Raw genomic sequence first — 14,298 nt, forward strand, 5'->3', positions numbered from 1 at the left:
TCCACGAATTAATTCAAGGGTATAAAGCCAATTTTTTAGATTTTGGATAGGAAATTTTCCTTAAATCCAAAATCTAAAATCTAAAATTGGTAAGGTTATTAGTCCTTTGTTTTTTTGTAAATCACCAATACTTCGACTACGCTCAGTACAAGTGACTAATGACTAATCACGAAAATGGAAGTTTACTGTACTCGTCCACGTTGCCCACGCCCACAAAACTATTTTGCTGATTTAGATGATATTACAACCCTGAAAACAACGCAGCAAAAATACTGTACTACCTGTGGTATGCCACTGCTGCTAGATGGTCGATATGTAACCACAAAGTTGCTGGGAAGGGGTGGGTTTGGAGCAGCATTTTTAGCACGCGATCGCCGAATCCCAGGAATGCGTCAATGCGTGGTTAAGCAGTTTCAACCAGTGGGTAATTTAACCTCAACTCAACTGCAACAAGCACAGATAATGTTTGAGAGAGAGGCAGATGTTTTAGCACAACTTGGTAACGATCACGAGCAAATCCCTGACTTGTTTGCCTTCTTTCCAGTAATAATTAATAGTTCGCAATCAGGACAGGAAGACCAATTTTTTTACTTAGTACAAGAATATATTGATGGGCAAAATTTAGAAGAAGAATTAGTTGAACAAGGCAAATTTTCTGAACAGCAAGTGTTAGAGGTGTTGCAAGAAATCCTGAAGGTGCTGAGGTTTGTCCACGAACGAGGCATTATCCACAGAGATATTAAACCCTCTAACATCATGCGCCGTCGTGATGGTAAGCTTTTTTTACTAGATTTTGGCGCAGTTAAGCAAGTGACAAACGTTGCACTAGGGGCTGCTTCTTCTACAGGAATTTATTCTATGGGATTTGCACCGCCGGAACAGATGACTGGAGGGCAAGTATTCCCATCTACAGACTTATACGCTTTAGCTGTAACTCTTATTACCTTATTGACTAATCAGGAAGCAATTCAACTGTTTGATGCCTATAGCAATCAGTGGAAATGGCGGGAGCAAGTAAATATAAATCCTCGTCTTGCTGAAATTTTAGATAAGATGCTGCTACCTGCTGCTAATCAGCGCTTTCAGTCAGCGCAAGAAGTTCTAGATGCACTTTATTCACAACCTTTAGCTGCTACACAGATTAATTCGCCCTCTGTAACACTTCCGCCACAATCACCTAAAGGTTCTAATCCCGTTGTTTCCCAGCGTCCACCAACTCAACCAGCGTTTTCCATAGTGGAATTATTGGGTGGGGCGGCATTTAGTGGATTTGAGGGGGCGTTGATAGCGATCGCCCTCTTCAGTATAGTAAAAGAACCAATAGTTACTTTCAGTATTGCATCTGTAATTTTGGGGATACTGATATTTGCCCAAACCCGGCGGTGGATTGAAAAATTCGATTTATTAATTATTCCAACAATTACTTTTGCGATTATTTTTTTTCTCCCCTTGTTACAAGGGGGGCGTGGTATTCAGGAAGTGATTCTTTTATCAGTTTTAGCAGCCTTAGTAGCTATTTCAATAACAGCCATATTTCGACTTATTTATAAATTATTATCTCTCTTACTTTAAAAAACTCTTGGCGCTAATAGCCACATTATGTCTCAAAAAAACGAAACACTTACTCTTTTCTTAGCCGTTGTCGCCACCATTGGTTTAATCTTTGGTGGTCTATGGTTTCTTATGGAACGGTGGGCGCAATTAAATGGAACTGTTCCTAAATCTTCGGAGACTGCTAACACTGCTAATACAAGTAATCCCATAAATCAGTTTGTCAACAGATGTAACGTGCCCAACCTCCTAGAAGGAACATTCAACTATGGTGGTAGCACAACTTGGGCACCCATTCGTAAAGACGTAGACTCCGTACTAGAAAGCCAGTGCCCCCGGTTTATTTTACGTTACACTCAACCTCCATCAGGTAAAGCAGGATCTGGAACTGGTATTAGGATGTTGATAGACAACCAACTAGCTTTTTCTCAATCTTCTCGTTCAGTAAAGGCTGAAGAAAATGCCGAAGCCCAACAAAAAGGATTTAGTTTAAAAGAAATTCCAGTGGCGATTGATGGAATTGCGATCGCTGTCAACCACGATCTCAACATCCCTGGTCTAACTGTCGCCCAACTCAAAGACATCTACACGGGCAAAATCACTAATTGGCAACAGGTGGGTGGGCCAAATTTACCAATTAAAGTTTACTCTCGTAGCGAAGAAGCTGGGGGTACAGTGGAATTTTTTGTCGAAAATATTCTAAATAAAGAAAAGTTTACTGCCAATATAAGTTATGTTGACACGACCACTGAAGCAGTCCGAAAAGTAGCTGCAAATCCTGGGGGAATTTACTATGCTTCTGCCCCAGAGATTGTACCTCAATGTATTATTAAATCCCTACCACTGGGACGCACAAGTAGCCAATTAGTGCCTCCTTACCAACAACCGGTTGTACCTCCATCTCAATGTCCCAATAAACGTAATCAATTGAATAGTCAGGCGTTTCGTAGTGGAGACTATGCAATAACCCGCAATTTATTTGTAATTGTTAAACAGAATGGTCAAACAGATCAGCAAGCTGGCGAAGCTTATGCAAATTGGCTACTGACACCTCAGACTCAAGACCTGATCGAAAAGGCTGGATTTGTCAGAATTAAATGATCAAAGGTGCAACTGAATTCTGACTTCTGTTAAGGCAGTCCCGATGAAACAAGTTTCAAAAGCCTTGCATGAAAGTGGGACTAGGGACTGGGATTTTTACTTAGCACGGGTTAAACGCCCTGCTACCGCTAACAGCACTCAGCACTTTCAAGTCAGGAGGTAGTTCTTGCTGGAGGCTCACTTGGAGTAAATCAGTAGTGGATTCGACCTCGGATGATTTAGAGCCACTGAAGGAGAGTTCAGTGTTCTTGTCTTAAACTCAAGACCCTTCTGGTCGCGGTACTTGAGAGAGTGCAGTTTTCCTCTCTCGTGAACTGCCTTCCTCGATATAAAAATTAAAAATTAACCAATAGTTAACCTAAAAAAGCTGTCAAGATGAGAAATTGAGCTTTATAGGGAAAAATATTAGTGCCAACTAACAATTTATTCCTTGTAGAGAAGTAACAAATAATTCAAAGGAAATTTACTATAGCCCGAACCGTAAAGTAATTAGAAGTTAGGATTTGTCATAATTCACTAACAAAATACCCGTCCTTCAAATACAATCTCAAGTAGCAAGTACCTATCAAGTTAAGCACTTGTATTGAATGGACGCGCGGGTAATTTACTATGTCTCAAAAAAATGAAACAACTATTCTTGCTTTATCCATCCTAATCACAGCCGGGTTAATAGCTGGCGGTTTTTGGTGGTTTAGTAGAAAGTCTAGTGTTGACCTAAATGCAATTAATTCTGGTAGCACCAAAACGCCCCAGGCTGTATCAGAACAACCTAGTGGCAAGACTTTCGCCTCAATACAAGATGTTCCTACAGGATTATTCAATTACGGAGGCAGTACATCTTGGGCACCGATTCGACTGGTAGTTGATCCAGCAATTCAAGCGGCGCGACCAGAGTTTCGGCTGCGTTATGTAGAACCCAGCAATGCATCTCCTGGTTCTGGTACTGGCATCCAATCACTGATAGACGGTCAACTAGCCTTTGCCCAGTCTTCTCGACCAGTTCTCGATCAAGAATTAAGCCGTGCCCAGCAGCGTGGATTCAGTTTGAAACAAATTCCTGTAGCTATTGATGGTTTAGCAGTCGCAGTTAACCCCAACCTTAACGTCCCAGGAATAACGATAGACCAATTAAAGTCAATTTACACAGGCAAAATCAATAATTGGAGCCAGGTGGGTGGCCCCAATATCCCGATTAAGCCCTATTCTCGCCGCCTTGCTGATGGCGGTACTGTAGAACTTTTTGTCCAAGACATCTTAGGTGGTCAAGCTTTCAGCCCTAATGTGGAATTTATCTCCACAACCACCCAAGCCTTGCAAAAATTGGCTGGTAGTTCTGGTGGTATCTACTACGCTTCTGCCCCAGAGGTGATTCCTCAATGCTCAATCAAACCCTTACCGTTGGGGCGAACGCAAGGGCAATATATTGCTCCTTACCAAGAAACATTTGTCCTCCCGTCTGAATGTCCTGGTAAACGGAACAAATTGAACATTGAGGCTTTCCAGTCAGGAAAATACCCGATTACTCGCAATCTGTTTGTGGTGGTCAAACAGAATGGTCAGACTGAGCAGCAAGCAGGTGTCGCTTACGCCAACTTACTGCTGACCGAGCAGGGACAGGAAATGATTACCCAAGCTGGGTTTGTCAAAATTCGCTGACACCTGGGATTGCACTCAGGCAGAGTGGCGGAAATCGCCGCTCTGAACTCTGCCTTAACCAGCTCTATTAATCGATTCTGCTGGCAAACAAATTAAATTATCCCCTTGGGTGAGGATTAAGCCGCGTTGACGCAGCTTACCCATCAAGCGGGTGACGGTGACACGGGTCGAACCAATCGCGCTACCAATTTGGGCATGGGTGAGGGGAAAGGGCAGACAATAGCCGCGAATCACATCAGGATCGGTGTCGCTCATTGCTGGCTCTCCATATTCCTCAATTAACAATGTGAGAAATCCCAAGAGTCGATCAATTGTACGGCGTTGTCCCAAGGCACTCAGCCACAGCAGCTTACGCTGGTGCTGATACCTAAAGGCATCCATAACTTCACGCCGGAAGTGAGGCCAGTTGTCTAGGTCATGCCAGTACATCCATAGCACCGCAGTTTGGTCAACATGGGCGTAAGCCTGGAGTGTAAATGGCGACTGAGCAACAATTTCAAATGGTTGTCCCGCTCCTACAAAACCCAAGAACGCTTCTTCTGGGGTTCTGTTGATTCGTCGAGACGTTAGCTGACTAGCTGTCGCACTAACTTGGGCGGTTCCTACCATGCGGATCGCACCCCTTTGCACCAAATATAGCAATCCAGGCCGGGCTGGAATGCGCTCATCTTTGCTAAAGGTACGGCATCGATAGTGTTCTTGAGCCCAGTCAAGAATTCGTTGCCAAGTTAAAAAAGGCCGTGATGCCTCAGAAAAGGAGGATGGAGATTGCATAGGTAACAAAGAGCGTTCGGCTGAAGACAAAGACGTGATCAAAAGGTGCAAGGAGTGTCTTTGTGTTGACGAGGCAGGCTTAACGCCTAACAGCGCCAGCCAATCCAAAGAATAGAAAGCAAATTACTCTCTATTCTTTTGTTATACTTCCTACTGTACAATGATGGTAGTAAAGTTTACTTACTATTCATCGATTATTCATCAAATTTTATCCTCTTCTCATTTTTCTTCATCTAAATTAAATTTATACCGTAAGATAGATGACAGAAAAGTAACAAATATATCTTACATGACTGTTTAAATAATATTACGTGTATTACAAATTACCAGTTAGCAAATATAGGTCAATCAAGCAGTTATTGCATAGTTATTTAATAAAAACACTAAGCATTGATACTTATAAAGCAGAAAACGTAGGCATAGAAGATAAAAAAATTCCTCTACATAAAGATAGAGATGAAAATAGAGTTTTATATACCTCAAGTGTGTCCCTGCAACTGTCAAAATCTCAGAATTGGAAAACTATGCAGCTTGCCAGTGCGATCGCATCTGATTTATCAAGGATTTGTGGTGACGTTTTTAGCATCCAAATTGTTCCTCCTGGCTGGATACATTTTGAATTGACTGACACGGCTTTAGCGACTTGGTTACAAAGCCTCGTAGTTGGGAGTTTGGGGGAAGATGGGGAGGAAGGGAGCAGGGAGCAAGGAGCAGGGGGGAAAGAGGTAATTTTTAATTCTCCCCCTTGCCCCCTGCCCCCTGCCCCTCTGCCTTTTGTGCCCAATCCCCAATCCCCAATCCCCAATTCACTATTTGCTGTTCAGCACGCCCATGCACGTTGCTGTTCGCTGGTATTGCTGGCTCATCGAGAGGGATTGATTAAACTTAGAGAACCAGTTCCAAATATTAGTCCAGCTTTTTGGAATGTTATCTCCCCTAAACCTTTACCTTGGCTTAATTGTGACGGAACACTACGGCTAAATCATCCAGATGAGCGTCATCTGATTGCCGAGTTAATACAAGTGGTAGACAACATAGAGTGCCCTGATATTAACGGTTCTGTGAAATGGGAAAAAGTAGCGCTGAATTTGAGTCAAGCTTTTGAAAACTTCTGGTGTAACTGCCGGATTTGGGGTGAGGTGAAAATTAGATCGCCAGAGTTAACACAAGCCAGACTCGGATTACTTATGGCTACTCAGTCAGTATTAAGATACGTACTAGAGAAAAACTTGGGTGTTTTTGCGCCCTTGGAGTTATAAATCGGTAATGTCGCTTAGGCAAAAATAAAAACTTTTATAATAGCTATTGACTCAATGCATCACCTCGGCTACATTAGCAGGTGTGTGAGGAGCGAACCAGCTAGGGCACCGAGACGAAACACGGCCAGTCGTCGGTGTCCTTTCTGATTTATAGGGTTTAGGCTTGAAAAAGTGTCCTCATTACAGCAAAAATTTTTCAATTGCTACTGCTGCTCCGTCTTCCTCTACACTAGGAGCTACCCACCGCGCGATCGCTTGGACTCCTTTAGGTGCGTTGCCCATAGCTACACCAAGTCCAACAGACTCCAGCATTTCTACATCATTGAAGTTATCACCAATTGCCATAACGTTGGCTATCTGTAATCCCAACAATTCTTCGGCTAGGTAACGTACAGCAGTCCCCTTATTCACAGAGGCGTTAGTTGCTTCAAAAAAGGTAGCAACAGATGTTGTGAGATAAAGTTCAGCAGGTGTATATTGGCGGCGCAAATTCCCCAATAACTGATCGATTAAATCTGTGTCATCAGACAAAGCGAGAATTTTTGTCGGTTCATTTGTTAAGGTTTGGCGCAAATCACCAACGGGAATCGGGGTAATACCAGAACGTTCTGCATAAATTTGGGTTTCTCTGGTTAACTCACGGACGTATAGTTGATCGTTGATGTAGAAATGGACAGATAGGAGCGATCGCAACTCAGGCTGTTCAAAATGGTCGATTAGCTGGTGGGCCATTTCCCTGGAAACAGCCCAATGGCGATGAATTTTTTGAGTAATTGGATCTTGAATCCAGGCTCCCTGATAAGCCATTAATGGGAGTGTAGAGCCGATTTCGTGGTGAAAGCGCAAGGCTGAACGATACATCCTACCTGTAGCGATCGCCACTGGAATTCCTCGTGCTTGCGCTGCCACAATAGCTTGCTTGACACCTGCGCTGATGGTGTTGGAATGTCCTGCGATCGTGCCGTCTATATCCAAAACTAGTAGTTTAATGTCTTTTGCAGCAGTCTGATGATCGCTAGATGCCAAATGGGTAGCAGATGCTTTCTGCATAATTTCCTAGATTTTAAGTTCCAGTAAGAGGTTAACAGGCTCTAGCCGCCAGTGGGGAGTATTAGCAAAAATTGGGTTCTCTAGTCAACCTAATTTTTATAACATGAGGATGCTGAATCACACGATTTTAGATTGTTATAGTATTTTTTAAATATTGTTCAAAATTCTGGATAATAATCACAACAAAAACCCCGATTCTCGAAAAAATCGGGGTTTTTCATTTAAATTAGAGAGCCTGACGAATAGATAGATGGGAAAAATAACCTATTCAAGAAAGTTTATGAATTTGACCCCTTGATCCAGCTTTTTTTGCGCTGTGACAACAGACAAAGCCCAGCAATTAAACCAACTCCAAGTGTGGCAGAGGGTTCAGGTACAGATTTAACATCATTGTAATTATAAGTTACTTTGATACCTGCTTTAGCATAAGTATCAATATAAGAGTTCATGTTACCCGATCCTGTAACTGCTGAGGTGGCTGAAGCTGAGAACAAAAAGTCTATGTTGCCATTACCAATGAAAGATTGCAAGAATTGGGTATTAGTGAAAGACTGAGTACCAGATTGTGTGGCAGTTAAGTTAGAAATAGTTTTTCCAGAGGTGCCACTATAATCAGTGATGCCGTCATATTTAGCAACTTGATAACTGGAAATATATTCGGGATTGAGCGCCAATAAAGACTGATTATTGAGTTGTAAGCTCAATTCACTGCCAAGAGTTACTGTTGTTGAAGTCGGGCTTTTACTTCTGTTTTCAAAACCTGCATTTCCAAGTATATCTCCAGTAAATTCTATTGTTACACCTTGGAGTGTACCTAGAGATGAATTAAATTTTTGGATGCTCAAAGGTGAATCAATGATATCTGTCAAATCGTAATTACTGGAACTAGTGTACGAGAGAGAAGCTGCATCAGCTGCGCCAGATGTTGCAACAATTCCTGCCAAAGTTGTTGCAGCAGCGAGAGTGTTCAATAATTTTGTTGTCATGATGAAAGATTTTTTCTAAAACGAATCATTAGGGGATTACTAACCTATTTCTAACTCTGGAACTTTGCTTGTAGGCTTGATAAATACACGTAACTTTATGTAAAGCTTTTATATTCAAGTCCTTCGGAAATATACTTGTTGATTGGTACATATAAAGTTTTGTTAAGGAAAAGAGACTTTGATAGTGGTAGTCTTATGGCGAAATACTAAGCTAGTGTTTGTTGGTTCCTGAAAAGTAAGCTAGGTCTATCTAATTCAACATAAAACGCTCAGGAGTATAGATCCCCGACTTCTCGCCAGAAGTCGGGGATCTGATTGCTATGTTGATACTCACGTACTTAATTAGGGTGGTATCCGTGGCAAAAGTTGGTTATACTGGGCTTCCGTACTAAAGCGGCAAATGCGTAGACATCATTATGTATTAAATTATATACGATGTCATTTGGTACTCAAAATCGGTGCTATTGTCGCCAAAACCAAGCTGAACGAGCATCTGAAATTGCTAACTATGTGACAAAGCTTCTGGCTAAAATAGGGCTATGTCTGAAACTTTCACTTCTGTAACTGCAACACGCCCCACGTTCATCCTTGTAGATGGACACTCCCTTGCTTATCGTTCATACTTTGCTTTCGCCAAAGGGCGAGATGGAGGACTGCGTACTAAAGCAGGGATTCCGACAAGTATATGTTTTGGTTTTGTGAAGTGCCTGCTGGAGGTAATGGCAACACAACAGCCTGAAGCAATGGCGATCGCATTTGATTTGGGTGAGGCAACTTTTCGCCACGAAGCTGACGAGACTTATAAAGCCGATCGCAAAGAAACGCCAGAAGACTTCATTCCCGACTTAGCAAACCTGCATGAGTTGCTGAATGGCTTCAATCTACCAATTTTTACTGCCCCTGGTTTCGAGGCAGATGATGTTTTGGGAACCTTAGCACAGCGAGTAACTGCTGCTGGGTATAGGGTGAAGATTCTAACTGGCGATCGCGATTTATTTCAACTGATCGACTCTGATAAAGAAATAACTGTTCTAAATTTTAGTCCAGATGCCATAAAACGCTCTACAAATAGCATTACGGAATTTGAAGCAGAACAAGTCAAAGAGAAGATGGGCGTTTTACCTACACAAATTGTCGATTTCAAAGCTCTTTGTGGTGATAAATCAGATAATATTCCTGGAGTTAAAGGAATTGGGGAAAAGACAGCAGTACAGCTGCTAAATACCTATGGTTCCCTTGATAATATTTATGCTGCGTTAGATGAAATTAAAGGCGCAACTCAGAAAAAACTAGCAACGGGTAAAGAAGATGCCGATAAATCTCGTTATTTGGCAACTATTGTTTTAGATGTTCCTATAGAAATTAATTTAGAAGATTGCAAATTAAAGGGGTTTGATACAACCGTCTTATCCCCCATTTTAGAAAAATTAGAATTCAAGTCTTTTTTAGGGAAAATCAACGACCTTCAACAACGTTTTGGTGGCCAAGTTGAAGAAAAGCAAGAAGCCAAAACAGAGGTAACTAATCCTAACTCAGAATTGAGGGATGATGAAGATAATGATTTGTGGTTTTTTAGTGCTAGTGATACGGCAGCAGTTCCACAAAAATCTACTTCTCCCATTACACCACGTATCATCGACACCGCAGCTAAACTAACTGAGTTAGTGAAACTTTTACAAACATTTACTAACCCAGAGATTCCCGTTGCTTGGGATACTGAAACTACTGCTTTAGAACCAAGAGATGCTGAGTTAGTAGGAATTGGTTGCTGTTGGGGAATGCAACCCGATGAAGTAGCCTATATTCCTCTGGGGCATAAAACGGGGGAGAATTTGAATAAAGATTTGGTGCTAGAAACATTACGCCCAATTCTCGAAAGTGCTGATTATCCCAAAGCTTTACAGAATGCCAAATTTGACCGCTTAGTTCTAAAGTGTCAAGGAATTAATTTGGCGGGAGTAGTGTTTGATCCCATGCTGGCAAGTTACATTCTAAATCCAGATTCAAGTCATAATTTGATGGATTTAGGGCAGCGATATTTGGGATTGATAGCAAAAAGTTACTTAGATTTAGTTCCTAAAGGCAAAACCATCGCTGATATAGATATTCCTGCCGTTGCAGATTACTGCGGTATGGATGCTTATTCTACGTTTGGCTTAGTCCCGAAATTGCGTGAAGAACTGGATCAAATTCCAACTTTATCTAAACTATTAGTGGAAGTAGAACAGCCACTAGAAGCGGTTTTAGCCCAAATGGAATACACGGGTGTCCGCATTAATTCAGCTTATTTAAAAGAACTTTCGCAGCATTTAGAAACAGAGTTAGCCAGGTTAAAAGAAGAAGCAACTGAAATAGCTGGGGAAAATTTTAACTTAGGTTCTCCTAAGCAATTGAGCCAAATCTTGTTTGAAAAGTTGGGATTAAGTACCAAACATTCTCGTAAAATTCAAACAGGCTTCTCTACAGATGCAGCAACATTAGAAAAACTCCAAGAAGATGATAACAGTGGTTTTGTTGAGGCGATCATTGAGTATCGCACCCTATCTAAATTAAAGTCTACTTATGTTGATGCCTTACCTGCATTGGTGCGTCCAGATACCCATCGGGTGCATACTGATTTTAATCAAGCGGCAACATCAACTGGTAGGTTATCTTCTTCTAATCCAAATTTGCAAAATATCCCCATTCGCACAGCTTTTAGTCGCCAAATTCGGAAGGCGTTTTTGCCTGAACCTGGTTGGTTAATGGTGGCTGCTGATTACTCACAAATTGAATTGCGGATTTTGGCTTATTTGAGTCAAGAGCCAATATTAGTGCAAGCATATCAGCAAAATGAAGATGTTCACACTGTTACCGCGCGGTTAGTCTTTGAAAAAGAAAATATAACGTCAGAAGAACGAGGAATAGCAAAAACTATCAATTTTGGCGTGATTTATGGGATGGGTTCTCTAAGATTTTCGCGCTCAACTGGGATAGATAAAAACATTGCCAACGAGTTCATTAAGCGGTTTAATGAACGATATCCTAAAGTTTTTGCATATTTGGAGCAAGTAAAAAAAGAAGCGATCGCTCTTGGTTATGTAGAAACTATTCTCGGTCGTCGTCGTTACTTTGATTTTACTAATAACAGTTTACGTAAATTAAAGAGCAGTAACCCAGAAGATATTGATCTGAGTAAATTGAAGAATTTGGGCCCTTATGATGCGGGTTTACTGCGATCGGCTGCTAATGCACCAATTCAAGGTTCCAACGCTGATATTATTAAAATTGCAATGGTAAGACTGCATGAGGTTTTGAAGAACTATCAGGCGCGTTTGTTGTTGCAAGTACATGATGAATTAGTGTTTGAAATTCCCCCTGATGAGTGGGAAGAATTACAACCGCAAATTAAGTCGGTGATGGAAAATGCAGTTCAGTTGAGCGTGCCGTTGCTGGTTGAAGCGCGTGTCGGTGAAAATTGGATGGATACGAAGTAAGTTTAACTTGGGACTGCGGATTTAGATAATTACGTTTTAGTGAAAAATTTAAAAAATAATCAAGAGTCAAAAGTTTTGACTCTTGATTCTTGATGATTGAGTAGATAATAAGCTGTTTGACATTTAAATTGCATAAGCTAGGCGGGCTTTTCTGCCCACCCCACAAGAGTTATATTTAATTTGGTTATGCAAATTAGATGTTTTTAGCTTAGTCTAAGAGTTAACCGCCACGCTTTAACGCTGCCTCAACTTGCTGTAATTCCTTCTCTAAACGATTTTTTAGTTTTTCGGGTACGGGACGATTTGGGTAAGAACTGTAGTGTCCAGCCAGGGAATTAAGGGCTGTCCGCATGGTTGTAAAGGAGCCAAGACCAGAAACAGAGTTAACTCGCTGATAGCGAGCCGAAAAGTCATTAATTTTCTGACGCGCTTCTGCTTGAACTGCTGTTTTGTCTGATGAATCTTGTGATAGATTCAGAGCTTGTCTCATAACATTGACTACACCTAAAGTGTCTTGGCGATAATCCCCAGTCAAACTATCTGGACTGCCAGAACAGCCCATTAAGCCGATAGCTACAACCAAAACCAGCGCAAGCAAACGCGACCAATAGCGCTTCATATGCATTAATTAGAAGAATACGTAAATCAACGTCCATCCTATCTTGGATTGGTAACTTGGGGATCAATTGAGGGTTAAATTTTAAACGCAGAGGCACGCAGATAATTCACTACAAATTAATTAAATATTGTACTTAGAGCGATGGTATTAGAAATTGAGACTATTTAATCAACTAACTTTCCCTGCCTCAATCTTTGTAATTTCAGCATCGTAATACATATCATCAGCCACAAAAAACCGACTCCATAACCTGCAATTATGTCTGTGGGCCAATGGACTCCTAAATATAAGCGACTGATACCAATAGCAGCAATTAAAATAACTGTCAAACTGTAAATAAACTTGGCAAAACGAGGATAGTGAGTTGCCAATTCGTGAGCAATAAAACCATAAAGCACCATAGAACCGAGTGCATGACCGCTAGGAAAACTAAAAGATTTTTCAGAAATCAAGGGATGCCACAGTTCAGGGCGAGGTTTAGAAAAAAATAACTTTAGCCCTGTGTTTAAAATTAACCCTCCTAAGCAAGCAAGTACAAAAACTTTCGCTTCTTCTTGGTAATGTCGCCACCAAAGTAACAAGACAGTAATACCTGCAACTATAACCACTGTATTAGGATTACCAAGATTTGTAATAAACAGCATTAAATTATCTAAATTTGGATTGGCAAACTGATGTAGCCATAACAAAAAAGTAGTATCAAATCTAAAAGCATCTCGCTCTAAAACCTCTTCAATTAGTTTTGCTAAAACAAAAAGGATGAGAAGACAACTAGTAAGTCCAACAATACCAATTGTCGCAATTAAGGAAGCCAAACGAGGATGTATACTACGCAACCAAAAATTAGAAATTTGTCGGATCATACTTTAATTTTATTCATTATGCTTAAACGCATCACTCAATTGGATGACGCACTTTTTTCTCCTTTCGCACAGAAAAGAATAGCACAACTGCCAGCAGGATAAAGGCGATCGCAGAAGCATAGCCCCTTGGCAGTGATAGACCGCCATTTTTGACTGGTTTTGTCAAAAAATCTCCGAAAGTGGCTCCGAAGGGACGTGTGAAGATGAACGCAAGCCAGAATAAGAGGATATCGCTCAACTTTGTTACGTAGTGAAGGGCGATAACAACACCAATGACGCTGGCTGTCACAAATGCGCCCTGGATATAGCTTAGTCCCAAGTTGCTTGTCAGAAAGTCACCAAAGGCTGTTCCCAAACTGTTGGAGAACACGACAGCCAGCCAGTAGGTGGTTTCTGCATCTTTCTTGATAATCGGATAAACGCTCAGATCGCGATCGCGATAATACCAGATGCTAAGAACACTCAGAAGACAGGCCACCAGGATAAGCGATCCCAGTGCGTAGCCAAGCCCAAGAGATCGATCCATCAGGTCTGAAACTTCAGTTCCGGCTGTGGTTGTGGCGATGATGGCCGTCCAATAAAGGACTGGGCGATATCTGTCGGATTGAATTTGAAAAAACAGGAGAATAGCAAGAATGGCGAACGTTATGGCAAAGGCTATGTAATACCCCAGTCCAAGAGACATTGAGATGAAGTCACCTGCCGTTTCGCCGAGTGTCGTGGCGATGATCTTCATGATCCAGAAAAAAATTGTAACTTTTGCAACTTTATTCATTTCTTTTTCACAATAAAAAATAGTAAATCTCATCTAAGTTGAGAACCGTAGTTTTCGCCCTCACCCTAAATCCCTCTCCCAGATATGGGAGAGGGACTTTGAAATTCTAGCTCCCCGAATCCCATATCTGGGGGATAGGTTGGGGGATGAGGGCAAATCCTTATTCATTAGAGTTGAACTACAGGTTT

General features: G+C 41.4%; 11 protein-coding genes. 5 read left to right on the forward strand and 6 right to left on the reverse strand.

The genetic code is table 11. The annotated features are described in order from the left end of the window. Nucleotides 1–174: 174 nt before the first annotated feature. The 3 genes from HWQ36_RS33715 to HWQ36_RS33725 all read left to right on the forward strand — a co-directional run bounded on the left by HWQ36_RS33715 (nt 175) and on the right by HWQ36_RS33725 (nt 4,308). Nucleotides 175–1,572 carry a serine/threonine-protein kinase gene (locus tag HWQ36_RS33715; protein WP_292711351.1) on the forward strand — a complete coding sequence of 466 codons (1,398 nt, stop codon included), beginning with the start codon at nt 175–177 and terminating at the stop codon, nt 1,570–1,572. A gap of 27 nt (nt 1,573–1,599) precedes the next feature. Then, nucleotides 1,600–2,652: a PstS family phosphate ABC transporter substrate-binding protein gene (locus HWQ36_RS33720; protein WP_292711354.1), complete on the forward strand. Its 1,053-nt coding sequence runs from the start codon at nt 1,600–1,602 to the stop codon at nt 2,650–2,652. A 609-nt stretch (nt 2,653–3,261) separates the two neighbouring features. Next, entirely contained in the window at nt 3,262–4,308 is a 1,047-nt protein-coding gene (locus HWQ36_RS33725; protein WP_292711357.1) for a PstS family phosphate ABC transporter substrate-binding protein, read from the forward strand. A gap of 54 nt (nt 4,309–4,362) precedes the next feature. On the opposite strand, the gene HWQ36_RS33730 is transcribed toward HWQ36_RS33725, so the two are convergent. After that, a complete protein-coding gene (locus HWQ36_RS33730; protein WP_012412419.1) occupies nt 4,363–5,082 on the reverse strand; it encodes a Crp/Fnr family transcriptional regulator in 720 nt (239 codons plus the stop codon). A 311-nt stretch (nt 5,083–5,393) separates the two neighbouring features. On the opposite strand from HWQ36_RS33730, the gene HWQ36_RS33735 reads away from it, so the two are divergent. After that, nucleotides 5,394–6,341: a DALR anticodon-binding domain-containing protein gene (locus HWQ36_RS33735; RefSeq protein WP_292711364.1), complete on the forward strand. Its 948-nt coding sequence runs from the start codon at nt 5,394–5,396 to the stop codon at nt 6,339–6,341. A gap of 180 nt (nt 6,342–6,521) precedes the next feature. Here the strand turns inward: HWQ36_RS33735 and HWQ36_RS33740 are convergent, their stop codons facing one another. Then, nucleotides 6,522–7,391 carry a Cof-type HAD-IIB family hydrolase gene (locus tag HWQ36_RS33740; protein ID WP_292711367.1) on the reverse strand — a complete coding sequence of 290 codons (870 nt, stop codon included), beginning with the start codon at nt 7,389–7,391 and terminating at the stop codon, nt 6,522–6,524. A gap of 278 nt (nt 7,392–7,669) precedes the next feature. Continuing rightward, nucleotides 7,670–8,377, reverse strand: a complete 708-nt coding sequence (locus HWQ36_RS33745) for a PEP-CTERM sorting domain-containing protein (protein WP_292711370.1) — start codon at nt 8,375–8,377, stop codon at nt 7,670–7,672. Nucleotides 8,378–8,916: 539 nt separating this feature from the next. On the opposite strand from HWQ36_RS33745, the gene polA reads away from it, so the two are divergent. Then, nucleotides 8,917–11,853, forward strand: a complete 2,937-nt coding sequence (gene polA, locus HWQ36_RS33750) for a DNA polymerase I (RefSeq protein ID WP_292711373.1) — start codon at nt 8,917–8,919, stop codon at nt 11,851–11,853. Between the two features lie 220 nt (nt 11,854–12,073). On the opposite strand, the gene psb27 is transcribed toward polA, so the two are convergent. The 3 genes from psb27 to HWQ36_RS33765 all read right to left on the reverse strand — a co-directional run bounded on the left by psb27 (nt 12,074) and on the right by HWQ36_RS33765 (nt 14,110). Then, the gene (psb27, locus tag HWQ36_RS33755; protein WP_292711374.1) at nt 12,074–12,478 is read right to left on the reverse strand and encodes a photosystem II protein Psb27; all 405 of its coding nucleotides are present in this window, start codon (nt 12,476–12,478) and stop codon (nt 12,074–12,076) included. A gap of 158 nt (nt 12,479–12,636) precedes the next feature. Further along, entirely contained in the window at nt 12,637–13,335 is a 699-nt protein-coding gene (locus HWQ36_RS33760; RefSeq protein WP_292711377.1) for a phosphatase PAP2 family protein, read from the reverse strand. Between the two features lie 31 nt (nt 13,336–13,366). Beyond that, nucleotides 13,367–14,110: a hypothetical protein gene (locus HWQ36_RS33765; protein ID WP_292711379.1), complete on the reverse strand. Its 744-nt coding sequence runs from the start codon at nt 14,108–14,110 to the stop codon at nt 13,367–13,369. Between the last annotated feature and the right edge of the window lie 188 nt (nt 14,111–14,298).

Origin of the sequence: Nostoc sp. NMS2 (assembly GCF_017115105.1) — a bacterium.
GTDB lineage: Bacteria > Cyanobacteriota > Cyanobacteriia > Cyanobacteriales > Nostocaceae > Nostoc.

What these genes read in the sequence shown, in the direction of transcription:
- HWQ36_RS33715 (WP_292711351.1), top strand. Translation starts at nt 175, where the DNA reads ATGGAAGTTTACTGTACTCGTCCACGTTGCCCACGCCCACAAAACTAT.
- HWQ36_RS33720 (WP_292711354.1), top strand. Translation starts at nt 1,600, where the DNA reads ATGTCTCAAAAAAACGAAACACTTACTCTTTTCTTAGCCGTTGTCGCC.
- HWQ36_RS33725 (WP_292711357.1), top strand. Translation starts at nt 3,262, where the DNA reads ATGTCTCAAAAAAATGAAACAACTATTCTTGCTTTATCCATCCTAATC.
- HWQ36_RS33730 (WP_012412419.1), bottom strand. Translation starts at nt 5,082, where the DNA reads ATGCAATCTCCATCCTCCTTTTCTGAGGCATCACGGCCTTTTTTAACT.
- HWQ36_RS33740 (WP_292711367.1), bottom strand. Translation starts at nt 7,391, where the DNA reads ATGCAGAAAGCATCTGCTACCCATTTGGCATCTAGCGATCATCAGACT.
- HWQ36_RS33745 (WP_292711370.1), bottom strand. Translation starts at nt 8,377, where the DNA reads ATGACAACAAAATTATTGAACACTCTCGCTGCTGCAACAACTTTGGCA.
- polA (WP_292711373.1), top strand. Translation starts at nt 8,917, where the DNA reads ATGTCTGAAACTTTCACTTCTGTAACTGCAACACGCCCCACGTTCATC.
- psb27 (WP_292711374.1), bottom strand. Translation starts at nt 12,478, where the DNA reads ATGCATATGAAGCGCTATTGGTCGCGTTTGCTTGCGCTGGTTTTGGTT.
- HWQ36_RS33760 (WP_292711377.1), bottom strand. Translation starts at nt 13,335, where the DNA reads ATGATCCGACAAATTTCTAATTTTTGGTTGCGTAGTATACATCCTCGT.
- HWQ36_RS33765 (WP_292711379.1), bottom strand. Translation starts at nt 14,110, where the DNA reads ATGAATAAAGTTGCAAAAGTTACAATTTTTTTCTGGATCATGAAGATC.